The following is a 15,818-nucleotide window of genomic DNA, read 5'->3' as shown; positions in this document are numbered from 1 at the left end:
GCATGAAGATCAAGAAGGGCGACCTGGTTCAGGTCATCACCGGTAAGGACAAGGGCAAGCAGGGCAAGGTCATCGTGGCCTACCCCGCTCAGGACCGCGTCCTCGTCGAGGGTGTCAACCGGGTCAAGAAGCACACCAAGGCCGGTCAGACGGCTCGCGGTTCGCAGACCGGCGGCATCGTCACCACCGAGGCCCCGATTCACGTCAGCAACGTTCAGCTGGTTGTGGAGAAGGACGGCAACAAGGTCGTCACCCGCGTCGGCTACCGCTTTGACGACGAGGGCAACAAGATCCGCGTTGCCAAGCGGACTGGTGAGGACATCTGATGACTGCCACCACTGCGCCGCGTCTCAAGACGCGCTACCGCGAGGAAATCGCCGGCAAGCTGCGTGAGGAGTTCTCCTACGAGAACGTCATGCAGATCCCCGGCCTGGTCAAGATCGTGGTCAACATGGGTGTGGGCGACGCCGCCCGCGACTCCAAGCTGATCGACGGCGCCGTGCGCGACCTCACCACGATCACCGGCCAGAAGCCTGCCGTTACCAAGGCCCGCAAGTCCATCGCGCAGTTCAAGCTGCGCGAGGGCCAGCCGATCGGCTGCCACGTCACCCTTCGTGGTGACCGGATGTGGGAGTTCCTGGACCGTACGCTGTCGCTCGCGCTGCCGCGTATCCGTGACTTCCGTGGCCTGTCGCCGAAGCAGTTCGACGGCCGTGGTAACTACACCTTCGGTCTCACGGAGCAGGTCATGTTCCACGAGATCGACCAGGACAAGATCGACCGGGTCCGGGGCATGGACATCACCGTGGTCACCACGGCGACCAACGACGACGAGGGTCGTGCCCTCCTTCGTCACCTCGGCTTCCCGTTCAAGGAGAACTGACCGTGGCGAAGAAGTCCCTGATCGCTAAGGCCGCCCGCAAGCCGAAGTTCGGCGTCCGCGGGTACACCCGCTGCCAGCGCTGCGGCCGGCCCCACTCCGTCTACCGCAAGTTCGGCCTGTGCCGCGTGTGCCTTCGTGAGATGGCTCACCGTGGCGAGCTGCCGGGCGTGACCAAGAGCTCCTGGTAACTTCCCCTCGCCCTATGGGCGTTGGGAACACCCGGAGACTCTCGGTAAGCATCTGAGCGGCAGGAGCCCCTCCTTTCATGCCGTAGGCTAGAAGGGTTGGGCGCCTGCCGCCCAAGACCGACTTACTACGCCGTAGGTCCCCGCACCGCACCCGTCCCGCCACAGAGTGGGGAGAGGGATGGCGCATACAGGAAACCCCGGCGAGAGAGGCCGAAGGCCAACTCATGACCATGACTGATCCGATCGCAGACATGCTCACGCGTCTGCGCAACGCGAACTCGGCGTACCACGACTCCGTCGTGATGCCGCACAGCAAGATCAAGTCGCACATCGCGGAGATCCTCCAGCAGGAGGGCTTCATCACCGGCTGGAAGGTCGAGGACGCCGAGGTTGGCAAGAACCTCGTTCTCGACCTGAAGTTCGGTCCGAACCGCGAGCGCTCGATCGCCGGCATCAAGCGAATCTCGAAGCCGGGTCTGCGTGTATACGCAAAGTCCACCAACCTGCCGAAGGTCCTCGGCGGCCTGGGCGTGGCGATCATCTCCACGTCCCACGGTCTCCTGACCGGCCAGCAGGCCAGCAAGAAGGGCGTAGGTGGGGAAGTCCTCGCCTACGTCTGGTAGTCGGGAATCGGAGGAATAGCTCATGTCGCGAATCGGCAAGCTCCCCATCCAGGTTCCCGCCGGTGTGGACGTCACCATCGATGGCCGCACGGTCGCGGTGAAGGGCCCCAAGGGTTCCCTCTCGCACACCGTCGCCGCGCCGATCGAGGTCACCAAGGGTGAGGACGGCGTTCTGAACGTCGTCCGCCCGAACGACGAGCGTCAGAACAAGGCCCTTCACGGCCTGTCCCGCACGCTGGTGGCGAACATGATCACCGGCGTGACCCAGGGATACAGCAAGGCGCTCGAAATCAGCGGTGTCGGTTACCGCGTCCAGGCGAAGGGCTCCAACCTGGAGTTCGCCCTGGGCTACAGCCACCCGATCCTCATCGAGGCTCCGGAAGGCATCACCTTCAAGGTCGAGTCGCCCACGAAGCTCAGCGTCGAGGGCATCGACAAGCAGAAGGTCGGCGAGGTAGCCGCCAACATCCGCAAGCTGCGGAAGCCCGACCCGTACAAGGCCAAGGGCGTCAAGTACGCGGGCGAGGTCATCCGCCGCAAGGTCGGAAAGGCTGGTAAGTAGCCATGGCATACGGCGTGAAGATCGCCAAGGGCGACGCGTACAAGCGCGCTGCCCGCAAGCGGCGCCACATCCGCGTCCGCAAGCACGTCTCCGGTTCGCCGGAGCGCCCCCGCCTCGTCGTGACGCGTTCCAACCGTCACATCGTGGCCCAGGTCATCGACGACATCGCGGGCCACACGCTCGCGTCGGCGTCGACCCTGGACGTCTCCATCCGTGGTGGCGAGGGTGACAAGAGCGCTCAGGCCCAGCAGGTCGGCGCCCTGGTCGCCGAGCGCGCCAAGGCCGCAGGCGTCGAGGCCGTCGTGTTTGACCGCGGTGGTAACCAGTACGCCGGGCGGATTGCCGCTCTGGCTGACGCCGCCCGTGAAGCCGGGCTGAAGTTCTAAGCCCCGGTTCCTACGCACAGCGGACGTAACAGAGAGAGGTAATTCCAATGGCTGGACCCCAGCGCCGCGGAAGCGGTGCCGGTGGCGGCGAGCGGCGGGACCGGAAGGGCCGTGACGGTGGCCCCAGCGCCGCCGAGAAGACCGCGTACGTTGAGCGCGTTGTCGCGATCAACCGCGTCGCCAAGGTTGTGAAGGGTGGTCGTCGCTTCAGCTTCACCGCGCTGGTCGTGGTGGGCGATGGTGACGGCACCGTCGGTGTCGGTTACGGCAAGGCCAAGGAAGTTCCCGCGGCCATCGCCAAGGGTGTCGAGGAAGCGAAGAAGTCCTTCTTCAAGGTTCCGCGCATCCAGGGCACGATTCCTCACCCGATCACGGGCGAGAAGGCTGCGGGCGTCGTCCTGCTCAAGCCTGCTTCCCCGGGTACCGGCGTTATCGCCGGTGGTCCGGTGCGTGCCGTGCTCGAGTGCGCCGGCGTCCACGACATCCTGTCGAAGTCGCTCGGTTCTTCCAACGCGATCAACATCGTGCACGCGACCGTGGCGGCCCTTCAGGGCCTGCAGCGTCCCGAGGAGATCGCGGCCCGCCGCGGTCTGCCCCTCGAGGACGTCGCCCCCGCGGCTCTGCTCCGTGCGCGTGCCGGGGCTGGTGCGTAATGGCCAGCCTCAAGATCACGCAGACGAAGTCGTACATCGGCAGCAAGCAGAACCACCGCGACACCCTGCGTTCGCTCGGGCTCAAGCGCCTGCACGACGTGGTTGTCAAGGAGGACCGCCCCGAGTTCCGCGGAATGGTGCACACCGTCCGCCACCTCGTGACGGTTGAGGAGGTTGACTGACATGGCGGAGAACAGCCCGCTGAAGGCCCACAACCTCCGGCCTGCCCCGGGCGCCAAGACCGCCAAGACCCGTGTGGGTCGTGGTGAGGCGTCCAAGGGTAAGACCGCAGGTCGTGGTACCAAGGGAACGAAGGCTCGTTACCAGGTTCCGCAGCGTTTCGAGGGTGGCCAGATGCCCCTCCACATGCGCCTGCCGAAGCTCAAGGGCTTCAAGAACCCGTTCCGCACGGAGTACCAGGTCGTGAACCTGGACAAGCTCGCGACGCTCTACCCCGAGGGTGGAGAGGTCACGGTGGCCGACCTGGTCGCCAAGGGTGCCGTGCGCAACAACCACCTCGTCAAGGTCCTCGGACAGGGCGAGATCTCCGTGGCGCTGCAGGTTTCGGTTGACGCCGTCTCCGGCTCCGCCAAGGAGAAGATTGCCGCCGCCGGCGGCACCGTCACCGAGCTCGTCTGAGACAACTCGGACAACTCGATGCACTGAACACCCGACCGGGGATGCCTCTTCAAGAGGCATCCCCGGTTGGTCGTTCCTAGGGGGGCATGGTCGCCGGTAAGGTGGCGTGCGTTGTCGTGTGCTAACCCCTCGGGCTCACGCCCTGGGACACTTTGACTTTTTGTATCCGTCGAACCTCAAGACTCACCTCTACGCATAGCGCGGGGGTCGCAGGAGGCACCGTGCTCACCGCGTTCGCCCGGGCGTTCAAGACGCCCGACCTGCGCAAGAAGCTGCTCTTCACGCTCGGCATCATCGTTCTCTATCGGCTCGGGGCACACATTCCCGTACCGGGAGTGAGTTACGAGAACGTCCAGACCTGTATCGACCAGGCCAGCAAGGGCAACAACAGCCTCTTCGGTCTGGTCAACATGTTCAGCGGTGGTGCGCTGCTGCAGATCACGATCTTCGCGCTCGGAATCATGCCGTACATCACGGCCAGCATCATTCTTCAGCTGCTGACCGTGGTCATTCCCCGACTGGAGGCCCTCAAGAAGGAGGGACAGTCCGGGCAGACCAAGATCACGCAGTACACGCGTTACCTCACGGTCGCGCTGGCCATCCTCCAGGGCACCGGCCTCGTGGCCACCGCCCGCAGCGGCGCGCTCTTCAGCAGCTGCTCGGTGGGCGACCAGATCGTCCCCAACTCGTCGATCTTCACCACGATCGTCATGGTCGTCACGATGACGGCCGGCACCGCGTGCGTCATGTGGCTCGGTGAGCTCATCACCGACCGCGGCATCGGCAACGGCATGTCGATCCTGATGTTCATCTCGATCGCCGCCAGCTTCCCGAGCGCCCTGTGGGCCATCAAGGAGAGCGGCAAGCTCGCCGACGGCTGGATCGAATTCGGCACGGTCATCATCATCGGCTTCGTGATGGTGGGCCTCGTCGTCTTCGTCGAGCAGGCCCAGCGCCGCATCCCGGTGCAGTACGCGAAGCGCATGATCGGGCGCCGTTCCTACGGCGGTACGTCCACGTACATCCCGCTCAAGGTGAACCAGGCGGGCGTGATCCCCGTCATCTTCGCCTCCTCGCTCCTCTACATCCCGGCCCTGATCGTCCAGTTCTCCAACTCCAACGCGGGCTGGGCGAACTGGATCAAGGACCACTTCGTCAAGGGCGACCACCCGTACTACATCGCGTCCTACTTCCTCCTGATCGTCTTCTTCGCGTTCTTCTACGTGGCGATCTCGTTCAACCCCGAAGAAGTAGCCGACAACATGAAGAAGTATGGTGGGTTCATCCCGGGTATCCGGGCAGGTCGACCTACAGCCGAGTACCTGAGCTACGTGCTCAACAGGATCACTTGGCCGGGCTCGCTGTACCTGGGGCTCATCGCTCTTGTGCCGACAGTGGCGTTGGCAGGCTTCGGTGGCGCGAACCAGAACTTCCCGTTCGGCGGGACGAGCATCCTCATCATCGTGGGTGTGGGTCTGGAGACCGTGAAGCAGATCGAGAGTCAGCTCCAGCAGCGCAATTACGAAGGGTTCCTCCGCTGATGCGAATCGTCCTCGTCGGGCCTCCTGGTGCCGGCAAGGGAACGCAGGCCGCGTACCTTGCCAAGAACCTGTCGATTCCGCACATCTCCACGGGCGACCTCTTCCGCGCCAACATCAGCCAAGGCACCGACCTTGGCAAGCAGGCCCGCTCCTACATGGACAAGGGTCAGCTGGTGCCGGACGAGGTGACCAACGCGATGGCCGAGGACCGCATGTCCCAGGCGGACGCGGCCGGTGGCTTCCTGCTCGACGGCTTCCCGCGCAACGTCGGCCAGGCCGAGGCGCTGGACGAGATGCTGAAGAGCAAGGGTGTGGCGCTCGACGCGGTCCTGGACCTGGAGGTCCCCGAGGACGAGGTCGTGAAGCGGATCGCGGGTCGCCGCATCTGCCGCAACGACAGCTCGCACGTCTTCCACGTCGCGTACAACCAGCCGGAGACCGAGGGTGTCTGTGACATCTGCGGCGGCGAGCTGTACCAGCGGGACGACGACAACGAGGAGACGGTCCGCACGCGGCTGGAGGTCTACCACACCCAGACCGAGCCGATCATCGACTACTACCGCGAGCAGGGACTGGTCGTGACCATCCCCGCCCTCGGCAAGGTCACCGAGGTGACCGAGCGGGCCATGGCGGCGCTCAAGTCCGACGAGGGCTGAGCACCACCACGCAGTACCTTCCACAGCCGGCCGCGGTGCCCCAGGGCGCCGCGGCCGGCTGTTTGTCGCCGTATCGTGGATTTACGGTTACGCCCCCGTCCCCCGTGACGCAGATGCAGAGAGGCGCCCAGCAATGGTGCAGATCAAGACCCCGGAGCAGATCGCCAAGATGCGTGAGGCGGGCCTGGTGGTCGCCGCCATTCACGCCGCCACCCGCGAGGCCGCCGTGCCGGGCGCCTCCACCCACGACCTGGACCAGGTCGCCCGCAAGGTGATCGCCGACCACGGGGCGAAGTCGAACTTCCTCGGGTACGGCGGGTTCCCCGCCACCATCTGCACCTCGGTCAACGACGTCGTCGTCCACGGCATCCCGGACGAGAAGACCGTCCTCAAGGACGGCGACATCATCTCCATCGACTGCGGCGCGATCGTCGACGGCTGGCACGGCGACGCCGCGTACACCGCCTTCGTCGGCACGGGTCACGCTCCGGAGCTGATCGAGCTCTCCCGGGTGACCGAGGAGTCGATGTGGGCCGGCATCGCCGCGATGAAGGTGAACAACCGCCTCGTCGACATCTCCAAGGCGATCGAGGGCTACATCCGCCGCCAGCCCCGCCCCGCCACCGGCAAGTACGGGATCATCGAGGACTACGGCGGCCACGGCATCGGCACCGAGATGCACATGGACCCGCACCTGCTGAACTACGTCTCCCGCAAGCGCGGCAAGGGCATCAAGCTGGTCCCCGGCGTCTGCCTGGCGATCGAGCCGATGGTCTCGCTCGGCACCGCGCAGACCAAGGTGCTCAGCGACGACTGGACCGTGCTCACCACCGACGGCAGCTGGTCCTCCCACTGGGAGCACTCCATCGCGCTCACCGAGGAGGGCCCGCTGGTGCTGACAGCCCCGGACGGCGGAGCCGAGAAGCTCGCCCAGTACGGCGTCCAGGCCGCCCCGGACCCGCTGGCCTGAGCGCGTCTCCCGGCGGCGGCCGATCGCCCCGCCCGTTCGCGCATAAGGATCACGACCGGTGGGCAAACTTGACGGATTCGTCTTTTGGGGTCCGCTGACGTAGACTGACTCGTCGGCTCTCGTGCGTCCGTGTGCCACTTGGTGGTAACGCGGACAGAGCGGGAGTCGATCAAGGTAGCCGATTCGAAAGGCGAAGCGTGGCCAAGAAGCAAGGTGCCATCGAAATCGAGGGCACCGTGATCGAGTCCCTCCCGAACGCAATGTTCCGGGTGGAGCTCCAGAACGGTCACAAGGTCCTCGCGCACATCAGCGGCAAGATGCGGATGCACTACATCCGTATCCTCCCCGATGACCGGGTCGTGGTGGAGCTCTCTCCGTACGACCTGACGCGTGGCCGGATCGTCTACCGCTACAAGTAGATCTTGCCCGCACCCCGTTTCGGCGTGGTGATGGCACTGACCCGGAGAACCTGACATCCCATGAAGGTCAAGCCGAGCGTCAAGAAGATCTGCGACAAGTGCAAGGTGATCCGCCGTCACGGTCGGGTCATGGTCATTTGCGAAAACCTGCGCCACAAGCAGCGCCAGGGCTGACGCACGACCCCCTGCATCTCGCAGTTCTTCGCGCGACGCACGTAATACGTACATACGCAGTGCCCGTCCAAGCCACGGCTGACGACACCTCCGGCGGGGGCCGGGGACCCGGGCGTACCACCGTCTTCACCGGACGGTCGGCGATCGGGAGCGGCACTGTGGAAGACCCCCGATATGACAACTGGAGCCATTGAATGGCACGCGTTTCAGGTGTTGACATCCCGCGCGAAAAGCGCGTGGAGGTTGCCCTCACCTACGTCTTCGGCATCGGGCGCACCCGGTCCAAGGAGATCCTCGCCGCGACCGGCGTGAACCCGAACACCCGCGTTCGTGACCTGGCCGAAGAGGACCTCGTCAAGATCCGCGAGTTCGTCGACGCCAACCTGCGCACCGAGGGTGACCTCCGCCGCGAGATCCAGGGCGACATCCGCCGCAAGATCGAGATCGGCTGCTACCAGGGCATCCGCCACCGTCGTGGCCTGCCCGTGCACGGTCAGCGGACCAGCACGAACGCGCGTACCCGCAAGGGCCCGCGTCGCGCCATCGCCGGTAAGAAGAAGCCGGGCAAGAAGTAGTCCTCAGCGGACGTACTGCGAGGTCCGGATCTCCGGCCGAGCAGAAACCAGCGGTCTTCGCTGTAGGACCGATCACCTCCCCTCTCCATCTGGAGTAAGACATGCCCCCCAAGGGTCGTCAGGGCGCAGCCAAGAAGGTGCGTCGCAAGGAAAAGAAGAACGTCGCTCACGGCCACGCGCACATCAAGAGCACGTTCAACAACACCATCGTCTCGATCACGGACCCCTCGGGCAACGTGATCTCCTGGGCCTCCGCCGGCCACGTCGGCTTCAAGGGCTCGCGCAAGTCCACCCCCTTCGCCGCGCAGATGGCCGCCGAGTCGGCCGCCCGCCGCGCGCAGGAGCACGGCATGCGCAAGGTCGACGTCTTCGTCAAGGGTCCGGGCTCCGGCCGCGAGACCGCGATCCGTTCCCTCCAGGCCACGGGCCTCGAGGTCGGTTCGATCCAGGACGTCACCCCGACGCCGCACAACGGCTGCCGTCCGCCGAAGCGTCGCCGCGTCTGACGCATGACGGCCGGTGACGGCCGTCTGTGTTCACGCACACCTGTGGGACCGGGCGGTACCTCCCTTCGGGGACGTACCGCCCGTACCCTTGTTGTATCTGTCGGGCATCAAATAGTGGGTGCCCACGACTGAAGGAATCAGCATGCTGATCGCTCAGCGTCCGTCGCTGACCGAAGAGGTCGTCGACGAGTTCCGCTCCCGGTTCGTCATCGAGCCGCTCGAGCCCGGTTTCGGTTACACCCTCGGCAACTCCCTGCGCCGTACCCTCCTCTCCTCGATCCCCGGTGCCGCTGTCACCAGCATCCGGATCGACGGTGTCCTGCACGAGTTCACCACCGTGCCGGGCGTCAAGGAGGACGTGACCGACCTCATCCTCAACATCAAGCAGCTGGTCGTCTCCTCGGAGCACGACGAGCCGGTCGTGATGTACCTGCGCAAGCAGGGTCCCGGCCTGGTCACCGCTGCCGACATCGCGCCGCCGGCCGGCGTCGAGGTCCACAACCCGGACCTCGTCCTCGCCACGCTGAACGGCAAGGGCAAGCTGGAGATGGAGCTGACCGTCGAGCGCGGCCGCGGCTACGTCTCCGCCGTCCAGAACAAGCAGGCGGGCCAGGAGATCGGCCGTATCCCGGTCGACTCCATCTACTCGCCGGTGCTCAAGGTCACGTACAAGGTCGAGGCGACCCGTGTCGAGCAGCGCACCGACTTCGACAAGCTGATCGTCGACGTCGAGACCAAGCAGGCCATGCGCCCGCGCGACGCCATGGCGTCCGCCGGTAAGACCCTGGTCGAGCTGTTCGGTCTGGCGCGCGAGCTCAACATCGACGCCGAGGGCATCGACATGGGCCCGTCGCCCACGGACGCTGCGCTCGCCGCCGATCTGGCGCTGCCGATCGAGGAGCTGGAGCTCACGGTCCGCTCGTACAACTGCCTCAAGCGCGAGGGCATCCACTCCGTGGGTGAGCTCGTGGCGCGTTCCGAGGCCGACCTGCTCGACATCCGCAACTTCGGTGCGAAGTCGATCGACGAGGTCAAGGCGAAGCTGGCCGGCATGGGCCTAGCCCTCAAGGACAGCCCGCCCGGATTCGACCCGACCGCCGCCGCCGACGCCTTCGGCGCCGACGACGACGCGGACGCGGGCTTCGTCGAGACCGAGCAGTACTAGAACGCCTCCGGCTGGGGTGCGCGGGGTTTCCCGTGTGCCCCGGACCGGAGTGAGGGCTCTGTCCTCAAACGCCGGACGGGCTGAGTTTTGGCCGGTCCGTGAGGACCTCCGGGTCCTCGTCCCATGGACTTCCGCGGAGCGACCGCTTCACGGGAACTGACACCGGTACCTGATACGGCCGGTGCAGCACACAAGGAGAAACACCATGCCGCGTCCCGCCAAGGGTGCACGTCTGGGCGGCAGCGCCGCGCACGAGCGTCTGCTGCTCGCGAACCTCGCGAAGTCGCTGTTCGAGCACGGCCGCATCACGACGACCGAGGCCAAGGCCCGTCGTCTGCGCCCCGTCGCCGAGCGTCTCGTCACGAAGGCGAAGAAGGGCGACATCCACAACCGTCGCCTGGTGCTCCAGACGATCACGGACAAGAGCATCGTCCACACGCTCTTCACCGAGATCGCTCCCCGGTACGAGAACCGCCCCGGTGGTTACACCCGTATCACCAAGATCGGCAACCGTCGTGGCGACAACGCCCCGATGGCGGTCATCGAGCTCGTCGAGGCCCTGACCGTGGCCCAGCAGGCCACCGGTGAGGCCGAGGCCGCCACCAAGCGTGCGGTCAAGGAAGACGCTGCCAAGGCAGAGGTCGTCGAGGACGCCAAGCCGGCCGAGGCCGACGCGGAGTCCAAGGACGCCTGAGCGTTCTGACACCACTGTTCGGGCCCGCATCACCCTTCGGGGCGGTGCGGGCCCGTTCCGTTTCCGATGGGGATCGATCCGATGGGGATTTGATCCGATGGGGATTGAGAGGACGCACGGGTGAGCGACGAGCCAGAGCCCGGTTCCGTACGCGTACGGCTGGACCTGTCCTACGACGGCAAGGACTTCTCCGGCTGGGCGAAGCAGACGTCCCGGCGGACGGTGCAGGGGGAGATCGAGGACGCGCTGCGTACGGTGACCCGGTCCCCGCGGACGTACGACCTGACGGTGGCGGGGCGTACGGACGCCGGGGTGCACGCCCGGGGGCAGGTCGCGCACGTCGACCTGCCGGCCGAGGTCTGGGAGGAGCACCGCGAGAAGCTGCTCCGCCGGATGGCGGGGCGGCTGCCGCTGGACGTACGGATCTGGCGGGCGGCCGAGGCCCCGGCGGGGTTCAACGCCCGCTTCTCGGCGATGCACCGTCGGTACGCCTACCGGGTGGCCGACCGGCCCGGTGGGGTGGACCCGCTGACGCGCGGTCATGTGCTTTGGCACGACCGGCCGTTGGACGTCGACGCGATGAACGAGGCGGCCGCGCCGATGGTGGGCGAGCACGACTTCGCCGCCTACTGCAAGAAGCGCGAGGGCGCGACCACCATCCGCACGCTCCAGAAGTTGAGCTGGGTGCGCGACGAGGAGTCCGGCGTGCTCACCGCGACCGTGCAGGCGGACGCTTTCTGCCACAACATGGTGCGCGCGCTGATCGGCGCCGCCCTGTTCGTGGGCGACGGCCGGCGCCCGGCACCCTGGCCCGCCGAGGTGCTGGCGGCCAGGGTGCGGGACCCCGGTGTCCACGTGGTGAAGCCGCACGGCCTCACCCTGGAGGAAGTGGCCTACCCGGCAGACGAGTTGCTGGCCGCCCGCGCCCAGGAGGCGCGCAACGTCCGGTCGTTGCCTGACGGAAGCGTGGACCCGGACGGCTTCGGCTGCTGCTGAAGCCATTGCCGGGCCTTCGCTGATCCCTGCTGATCCTCTGCTGAGCTGACGTCAGTCAGTGCTGCCGGGTGGCTACTTGCCCTTGAGGGCCTTGGCCACCCGGCGCAGCAGCCCCTGCTTGGGCGGGGCCGGTGCGGGCTCCGGGGTCTCCACCCGGAGCGAGAGATCGCGGTGCGGCCTGGTCCAGTACGGGGTGATGGTGCGGGCCGGGTCGGCCGGGTGCGGGGCCGCGGTGAGCTCCTCGGAGACCTCGGCCGTACGGGTCCGGCCCAGCCGGGCGGTCTTCGTCCAGCCGAGCGCGGTGAGCCGGACGTAGAGGTCCCAGGGGCCGTCGTCGAGCGCGGAGCCGCCGGCCGCCGAGGACGGGTCCAGCTCGGCCGTACCGGCGACGGTGAGCCCGCCGTCCAGGGTGCGGCGCACCTCGGACTCGGTGGCCAGGCGGTACTCGGCACCCGTCTCGCGCTCCCGCAGCACCAGCACGGCGGTGGCCTTCTCCGGCACCGCGCCGCCCGTCAGCGACTCCCCGGCGAACCGGTCCAGCACGGTCTGCGGCAGTCCGGCCGGGGCCAGGGTGTGGCGGCCCTCCTCGTCGGTGACCACGCCCACCGGGCCGTCGGCCGCACGCGGGGTGCCGGTGAACGACAGCAGGAAGACCCCGTCCTCCCGCCGCTCGAAACCGGTCAGCGAGGGCTCGCAGACGAGGGAGCGGTCCCAGCGGGCGAGCCGGACCACGTCCTCGGGCCGGTCGTCCTCGATCAGGCCGACGGTGACCCGCCGGGCCAGGGGGAGCCCGGCGACGGCACCCGCCGACGCGACTCCCGCCAGGGCGGCCCGGATGTCGCGGACCAGGGAGATCCGGTCCTCCTCCGCCATCTCCAGGAACGCCTTGCCGCTGATCCGGTCCAGCACCTCGACGCGCAGCCAGCGGCGGTGCAGCCGGTCGCGGGCGGGGCCCGGCTCGGAGACGCTGTCGGTGGTCTTCATCAGCCCGGCGACCGCCGCGTAGAAGTCGGCGGGTGCCGGCGCCGGGGTGTTCCGCTTCGGGCCGTAGTGGTAGCAGACGTAGGAGCCCAGCACCGAGGCGTGCACGGCCCGCAGATACGCCTCCGCGGCGAAGGCATGGTCCGCCAGCGGCAGGTCCTCGGCGGAGAACCGCAGGGCGTGCCGGAGCAGGAACGCGCGGTCGTACAGCTTGTTGACCGTGAGGCTGTCGGCCAGCGGGTCCTTCGCGAGACTGGCGCGCGGCCGGTCGCGGACGAACAGCTCCTTGGGCAGCGAACGGTCCTTGCCCGCGAGCTTCCCGACCACGATGTCGGTGTCGTTGGCCATGCCGTACGCGTACATCAGCTCCAGCGCCCGGGGAGCGAGGCGGTCGCCCGGCTCCACGAAGAGGACGTAGTCGCCGCGCGAGGCGTCGATCCCGGCGTTGCGGGGGTCGGTACCGGCCTCGGGGCGCACCTCGCCCTCGCCGTCACCGACGAGGACCCTCTCGAACTCCTCCTGCGGGAGGCTCTGCGCGTCGAGCGAGGCGAGCGTCTCGCGCAGCGCCTCAGCGGTCGCCCCGGCGGTCGGCACGACGACGCTGACCTTCGGCCCGCGGGGACGCGGGGCGTCCGCGGTGGGGACGACCGTGAGGGCGAGCCCCGTACCGGTGCCCATGGCGTCGGCGACGACCGCGGGCCCGGCGCGGTGCCCGGCCAGGACCTCCCCGGCGGGCAGCGCGGACGCCTCGGCACCGGCGTTGCCGAGCGGCACCGTACGGTCGAACCCGGCGCCCATCACCCGGATCCGCACGTCCCACGTCCCGGCGGCCAGCGGGCTGCCGCCCGCGCCGCGCACCGGATCGAGCGAGGCGGTGCCCGTCAGCACCGGCCGCACCAGCACGGTGCCGTCCGCGTCCGTCTCCTCCTCCAGGCTCAGCGAGGTGGTGGAGAGCGCGGGCCACAGGTGGGCGGTGTCCGCGTGCCGGAGCAGGACGTCCACCCGGAACGACTTCAGCTCCGCGGTCACGTCGACCGGCTCGTCCAGGACCCCGTCGGTGAGGGAAGGCGCGAGGAAGTAACGGTCGTCCCGGCGGGCCAGCAGCAGCCCCGGCCCGTCCTCCCGCTCGGCGAACCGGGCGGTGAAGGCGACCTTCAGCCGGTCGCGGTCCCAGTGGGCCTCCCCGACCGTGGTGAGCGCGGTCAGGTCGGTCTGCCGGCGGGTGAACTCGGTCAGCTCGGCGGGCCTGTTCAGCCGCAACAGGTCCGAACGCACCCGCTGGTTGGCGGCGAGAGAGGCGTGCACCCCCTCGGTGACGAAGGCGTCGGCCAGCTCCCGGACCGCCTCGAAGGGATCGGCGTCGAAGTGCGGGTCGATGACCGCCCCGCGCGCCGGAACGCCCAGCCGTCCGAGCATCTCGCCCCGGTAGAAGCGCCGCAGCAGCCGCTCCCGGTCCGGGCCGGGCTCGGTGCCGTCCGCCACCGTGGCCATGATCTCGCGGAGGTTGGCGTAGTACCGGCGCGGGTCCATCGCCCGGGTACCGGCGTTCGCCGCGTCGTCGCGCGCCCAGTACGTGTAGCAGACGTAGTCGCCCAGCACCGAGACGACCTCGGCCTTGAGGTACGAACGGACCAGGAAGAGCTGGTCCTCCAGGATCCACGGGCCTTCGGGGTGCACGATGCCGTGCTCGCGCAGGAACGCGGTGCGGAACATCTTGTGCGGGGTGAGGCTGTCGATCAACGAGGCCGTGCGCACGGTGCACTTCTCGCGGGTCGTGCTCATCAGGCCGTACGGCACGCCCCGGCTGGTGAAGTTGCTGGCCACCTTGCCGATGACGATGTCCGAGCCGTTGCGGACCGCCATGGCGTGCAGGCGCTCCAGCGCCTCGGGGGCCATCAGGTCGTCGTGGTCCACGAACTGGACGTACTCGCCGCGCGCCTGCTCCACACCGATGTTCCGCGGCTTGCCCGGCCACCCCGAGTTGGGGATGGAGGTGGTACGGAAATGGGCGTGCTCGGCGGCGAGTTCCGCAAGCCGGGCCGGGGTGTCGTCGGTGGAGCCGTCGTCGACGAACAGCACCTCGAACTCGTCGGCCGACAGCGTCTGGTCCAGCATCGAGCGGACCAGCGGCTCGATGTGGCTCCCCGAGTTGTACGTCGGGACAACCACCGTCACCTTGACTGCCACAGCCCACCCCAGATTCGTCGCCGCCCCGGGTCCCGGGCGGATGAACCGAACCTTATACAGGCGTGACTTGGGGGTGTCCGCGGTACGGCCCCACCGCACGCCGCGGGAGCCGGCGGGCCGGGCGGATCAGGCGGCGGGTGCCGCGGACGCGGTGGCCGCCGCCGACGCCTGGGTCTCGCCCCGGTGCCTGATCTGGTGGAAGGTGAAGTTGGTCAGGTCGTCCCCGGAGGTGAAGACGGCCTTGTCGTCCTTGGTGACGTTCGTGCCGTTCGTGAAGCCGCCCACCGAGAAGTACGCGTACCGGCCGTAGGAGTTGGCCGTACGACGGCAGACCACCCCGGCCCGGCAGAAGACCGGCACACCGCCGCCGCTGAGCGAGGCGACCCCGCCCGACGACTGCTCGACGGCCTTCTTCGCCTCCGCCTCCGTACCGAAGACCGCGATCCCGACCGTGACCGCGACACCGTCCCTGCTGTACGTGGCACGGATCAGCTGGTCGCAGCCGTTCTTGGTGAGGACCGTGCCCAGCGCCCCCTGGGCGCCCGAGGCGCACTGCGCGGAGCGGGCCGTCGGGCCCTTGAGGTGCACACGGTCGCCGGAGGTGAGCTTCTTGCCGGGGAAGAAGCCGTCCACCGTGATCGGCAGCTTGTCCCGCTTCTCGTCCGTGATGAAGTCCATCGGGTCCGGCGGGGGAGCGGGGGCCACCGAGGAGAACGACGGCGCCGGCTCCGCGGACTCCGGCGGCAGATCCTCCGGACCCGGCAGCGCGCTCGCGCTCGGACCGGCCTGCGGATCGCCGCCGCCCGCCGACACGACCGCGGTCGCCACGACCGCCGCGACGGCCGCCGTGGCCAGCGCGCCGCCCCCGATCAGCAGCCACTTCCGGCGCCGGCTCTTCGCCGCGGACGCCTCGGCCAGCGCGGCCCAGTCCGGAGTCTGATTGCCCCCGGGCCCCCAGGAGGGCCCCCCATGCCCAAAGCTCATGGGGCGCATCCTAGAGGTTCTCCGACAGTCACCGCC

Annotated in this window: 21 protein-coding genes; 19 read left to right on the top strand and 2 right to left on the bottom strand. The window is 68.1% G+C overall.

Features of this window, described 5'->3' with window-relative positions; translation table 11 throughout:
* The first annotated feature begins 2 nt into the window (after positions 1-2).
* The 19 genes from rplX to truA all read left to right on the top strand — a co-directional run bounded on the left by rplX (position 3) and on the right by truA (position 11,630).
* A complete protein-coding gene (gene rplX, locus OHA55_RS11010) occupies positions 3-326 on the top strand; it encodes a 50S ribosomal protein L24 (protein WP_003966949.1) in 324 nt (107 codons plus the stop codon).
* A complete protein-coding gene (gene rplE, locus OHA55_RS11005) occupies positions 326-883 on the top strand; it encodes a 50S ribosomal protein L5 (RefSeq protein WP_037688009.1) in 558 nt (185 codons plus the stop codon). The genes rplX and rplE overlap by 1 nt, the downstream gene beginning before the upstream one ends.
* 2 nt (positions 884-885) lie before the next feature.
* Positions 886-1,071 carry a type Z 30S ribosomal protein S14 gene (locus OHA55_RS11000; protein WP_024491590.1) on the top strand — a complete coding sequence of 62 codons (186 nt, stop codon included), beginning with the start codon at positions 886-888 and terminating at the stop codon, positions 1,069-1,071.
* 224 nt (positions 1,072-1,295) lie between these two features.
* Positions 1,296-1,694: a 30S ribosomal protein S8 gene (rpsH, locus tag OHA55_RS10995; protein WP_266705211.1), complete on the top strand. Its 399-nt coding sequence runs from the start codon at positions 1,296-1,298 to the stop codon at positions 1,692-1,694.
* 22 nt (positions 1,695-1,716) lie between these two features.
* Positions 1,717-2,256, top strand: a complete 540-nt coding sequence (rplF, locus tag OHA55_RS10990; protein ID WP_014154583.1) for a 50S ribosomal protein L6 — start codon at positions 1,717-1,719, stop codon at positions 2,254-2,256.
* A gap of 2 nt (positions 2,257-2,258) precedes the next feature.
* Complete coding sequence (gene rplR / locus OHA55_RS10985; protein ID WP_266705209.1) at positions 2,259-2,642, top strand: 50S ribosomal protein L18; 384 nt, start codon at positions 2,259-2,261, stop codon at positions 2,640-2,642.
* A gap of 47 nt (positions 2,643-2,689) precedes the next feature.
* Positions 2,690-3,295 carry a 30S ribosomal protein S5 gene (gene rpsE, locus OHA55_RS10980; protein WP_266705207.1) on the top strand — a complete coding sequence of 202 codons (606 nt, stop codon included), beginning with the start codon at positions 2,690-2,692 and terminating at the stop codon, positions 3,293-3,295.
* Entirely contained in the window at positions 3,295-3,477 is a 183-nt protein-coding gene (rpmD, locus tag OHA55_RS10975) for a 50S ribosomal protein L30 (RefSeq protein WP_219611742.1), read from the top strand. The genes rpsE and rpmD overlap by 1 nt, the downstream gene beginning before the upstream one ends.
* 1 nt (position 3,478) lies before the next feature.
* Positions 3,479-3,934, top strand: coding sequence for a 50S ribosomal protein L15 (gene rplO / locus OHA55_RS10970; RefSeq protein ID WP_266705201.1), 456 nt, complete (start codon positions 3,479-3,481; stop codon positions 3,932-3,934).
* A gap of 221 nt (positions 3,935-4,155) precedes the next feature.
* Positions 4,156-5,475: a preprotein translocase subunit SecY gene (secY, locus tag OHA55_RS10965; protein ID WP_266705199.1), complete on the top strand. Its 1,320-nt coding sequence runs from the start codon at positions 4,156-4,158 to the stop codon at positions 5,473-5,475.
* Positions 5,475-6,131, top strand: a complete 657-nt coding sequence (locus OHA55_RS10960; protein ID WP_266705197.1) for an adenylate kinase — start codon at positions 5,475-5,477, stop codon at positions 6,129-6,131. Before secY ends, OHA55_RS10960 begins: the two co-directional genes overlap by 1 nt.
* 133 nt (positions 6,132-6,264) lie before the next feature.
* Complete coding sequence (gene map, locus OHA55_RS10955) at positions 6,265-7,101, top strand: type I methionyl aminopeptidase (protein ID WP_266705195.1); 837 nt, start codon at positions 6,265-6,267, stop codon at positions 7,099-7,101.
* A gap of 197 nt (positions 7,102-7,298) precedes the next feature.
* Positions 7,299-7,520 carry a translation initiation factor IF-1 gene (gene infA, locus OHA55_RS10950; protein ID WP_014047798.1) on the top strand — a complete coding sequence of 74 codons (222 nt, stop codon included), beginning with the start codon at positions 7,299-7,301 and terminating at the stop codon, positions 7,518-7,520.
* A gap of 60 nt (positions 7,521-7,580) precedes the next feature.
* Entirely contained in the window at positions 7,581-7,694 is a 114-nt protein-coding gene (gene rpmJ / locus OHA55_RS10945) for a 50S ribosomal protein L36 (RefSeq protein WP_009740505.1), read from the top strand.
* Positions 7,695-7,888: 194 nt separating this feature from the next.
* Positions 7,889-8,269, top strand: coding sequence for a 30S ribosomal protein S13 (gene rpsM, locus OHA55_RS10940; RefSeq protein WP_266705192.1), 381 nt, complete (start codon positions 7,889-7,891; stop codon positions 8,267-8,269).
* 101 nt (positions 8,270-8,370) lie between these two features.
* Entirely contained in the window at positions 8,371-8,775 is a 405-nt protein-coding gene (gene rpsK / locus OHA55_RS10935) for a 30S ribosomal protein S11 (RefSeq protein ID WP_003956432.1), read from the top strand.
* A gap of 142 nt (positions 8,776-8,917) precedes the next feature.
* Positions 8,918-9,940, top strand: coding sequence for a DNA-directed RNA polymerase subunit alpha (locus OHA55_RS10930; RefSeq protein WP_024755423.1), 1,023 nt, complete (start codon positions 8,918-8,920; stop codon positions 9,938-9,940).
* A 205-nt stretch (positions 9,941-10,145) separates the two neighbouring features.
* Entirely contained in the window at positions 10,146-10,634 is a 489-nt protein-coding gene (rplQ, locus tag OHA55_RS10925; RefSeq protein ID WP_266705190.1) for a 50S ribosomal protein L17, read from the top strand.
* 120 nt (positions 10,635-10,754) lie between these two features.
* Positions 10,755-11,630, top strand: a complete 876-nt coding sequence (truA, locus tag OHA55_RS10920) for a tRNA pseudouridine(38-40) synthase TruA (protein ID WP_266705188.1) — start codon at positions 10,755-10,757, stop codon at positions 11,628-11,630.
* A 72-nt stretch (positions 11,631-11,702) separates the two neighbouring features.
* Here truA and OHA55_RS10915 read toward each other — a convergent pair whose 3' ends face one another.
* Positions 11,703-14,780 (bottom strand): glycosyltransferase family 2 protein, encoded by a 3,078-nt coding sequence (locus tag OHA55_RS10915; protein ID WP_266705186.1) that lies wholly within the window; start codon positions 14,778-14,780, stop codon positions 11,703-11,705.
* A 144-nt stretch (positions 14,781-14,924) separates the two neighbouring features.
* Positions 14,925-15,782, bottom strand: coding sequence for a hypothetical protein (locus tag OHA55_RS10910; protein WP_266705184.1), 858 nt, complete (start codon positions 15,780-15,782; stop codon positions 14,925-14,927).
* Positions 15,783-15,818 lie beyond the last annotated feature (36 nt).

This window comes from Streptomyces sp. NBC_00102, from assembly GCF_026343115.1.
Taxonomy (GTDB): Bacteria; Actinomycetota; Actinomycetes; order Streptomycetales; family Streptomycetaceae; genus Streptomyces.
Note: the sequence above shows the minus strand (reverse complement) of the source record. Positions and strands in the feature narration are given on the sequence as shown.

What these genes read in the sequence shown, in the direction of transcription:
- rplF (WP_014154583.1), top strand. Translation starts at nt 1,717, where the DNA reads ATGTCGCGAATCGGCAAGCTCCCCATCCAGGTTCCCGCCGGTGTGGAC.
- rplQ (WP_266705190.1), top strand. Translation starts at nt 10,146, where the DNA reads ATGCCGCGTCCCGCCAAGGGTGCACGTCTGGGCGGCAGCGCCGCGCAC.
- rplO (WP_266705201.1), top strand. Translation starts at nt 3,479, where the DNA reads ATGGCGGAGAACAGCCCGCTGAAGGCCCACAACCTCCGGCCTGCCCCG.
- rpsM (WP_266705192.1), top strand. Translation starts at nt 7,889, where the DNA reads ATGGCACGCGTTTCAGGTGTTGACATCCCGCGCGAAAAGCGCGTGGAG.
- rplX (WP_003966949.1), top strand. Translation starts at nt 3, where the DNA reads ATGAAGATCAAGAAGGGCGACCTGGTTCAGGTCATCACCGGTAAGGAC.
- OHA55_RS10960 (WP_266705197.1), top strand. Translation starts at nt 5,475, where the DNA reads ATGCGAATCGTCCTCGTCGGGCCTCCTGGTGCCGGCAAGGGAACGCAG.
- rpsK (WP_003956432.1), top strand. Translation starts at nt 8,371, where the DNA reads ATGCCCCCCAAGGGTCGTCAGGGCGCAGCCAAGAAGGTGCGTCGCAAG.
- map (WP_266705195.1), top strand. Translation starts at nt 6,265, where the DNA reads ATGGTGCAGATCAAGACCCCGGAGCAGATCGCCAAGATGCGTGAGGCG.
- rpmJ (WP_009740505.1), top strand. Translation starts at nt 7,581, where the DNA reads ATGAAGGTCAAGCCGAGCGTCAAGAAGATCTGCGACAAGTGCAAGGTG.
- rplR (WP_266705209.1), top strand. Translation starts at nt 2,259, where the DNA reads ATGGCATACGGCGTGAAGATCGCCAAGGGCGACGCGTACAAGCGCGCT.
- rpsH (WP_266705211.1), top strand. Translation starts at nt 1,296, where the DNA reads ATGACCATGACTGATCCGATCGCAGACATGCTCACGCGTCTGCGCAAC.
- rplE (WP_037688009.1), top strand. Translation starts at nt 326, where the DNA reads ATGACTGCCACCACTGCGCCGCGTCTCAAGACGCGCTACCGCGAGGAA.
- OHA55_RS10930 (WP_024755423.1), top strand. Translation starts at nt 8,918, where the DNA reads ATGCTGATCGCTCAGCGTCCGTCGCTGACCGAAGAGGTCGTCGACGAG.
- rpmD (WP_219611742.1), top strand. Translation starts at nt 3,295, where the DNA reads ATGGCCAGCCTCAAGATCACGCAGACGAAGTCGTACATCGGCAGCAAG.
- OHA55_RS10910 (WP_266705184.1), bottom strand. Translation starts at nt 15,782, where the DNA reads ATGAGCTTTGGGCATGGGGGGCCCTCCTGGGGGCCCGGGGGCAATCAG.
- rpsE (WP_266705207.1), top strand. Translation starts at nt 2,690, where the DNA reads ATGGCTGGACCCCAGCGCCGCGGAAGCGGTGCCGGTGGCGGCGAGCGG.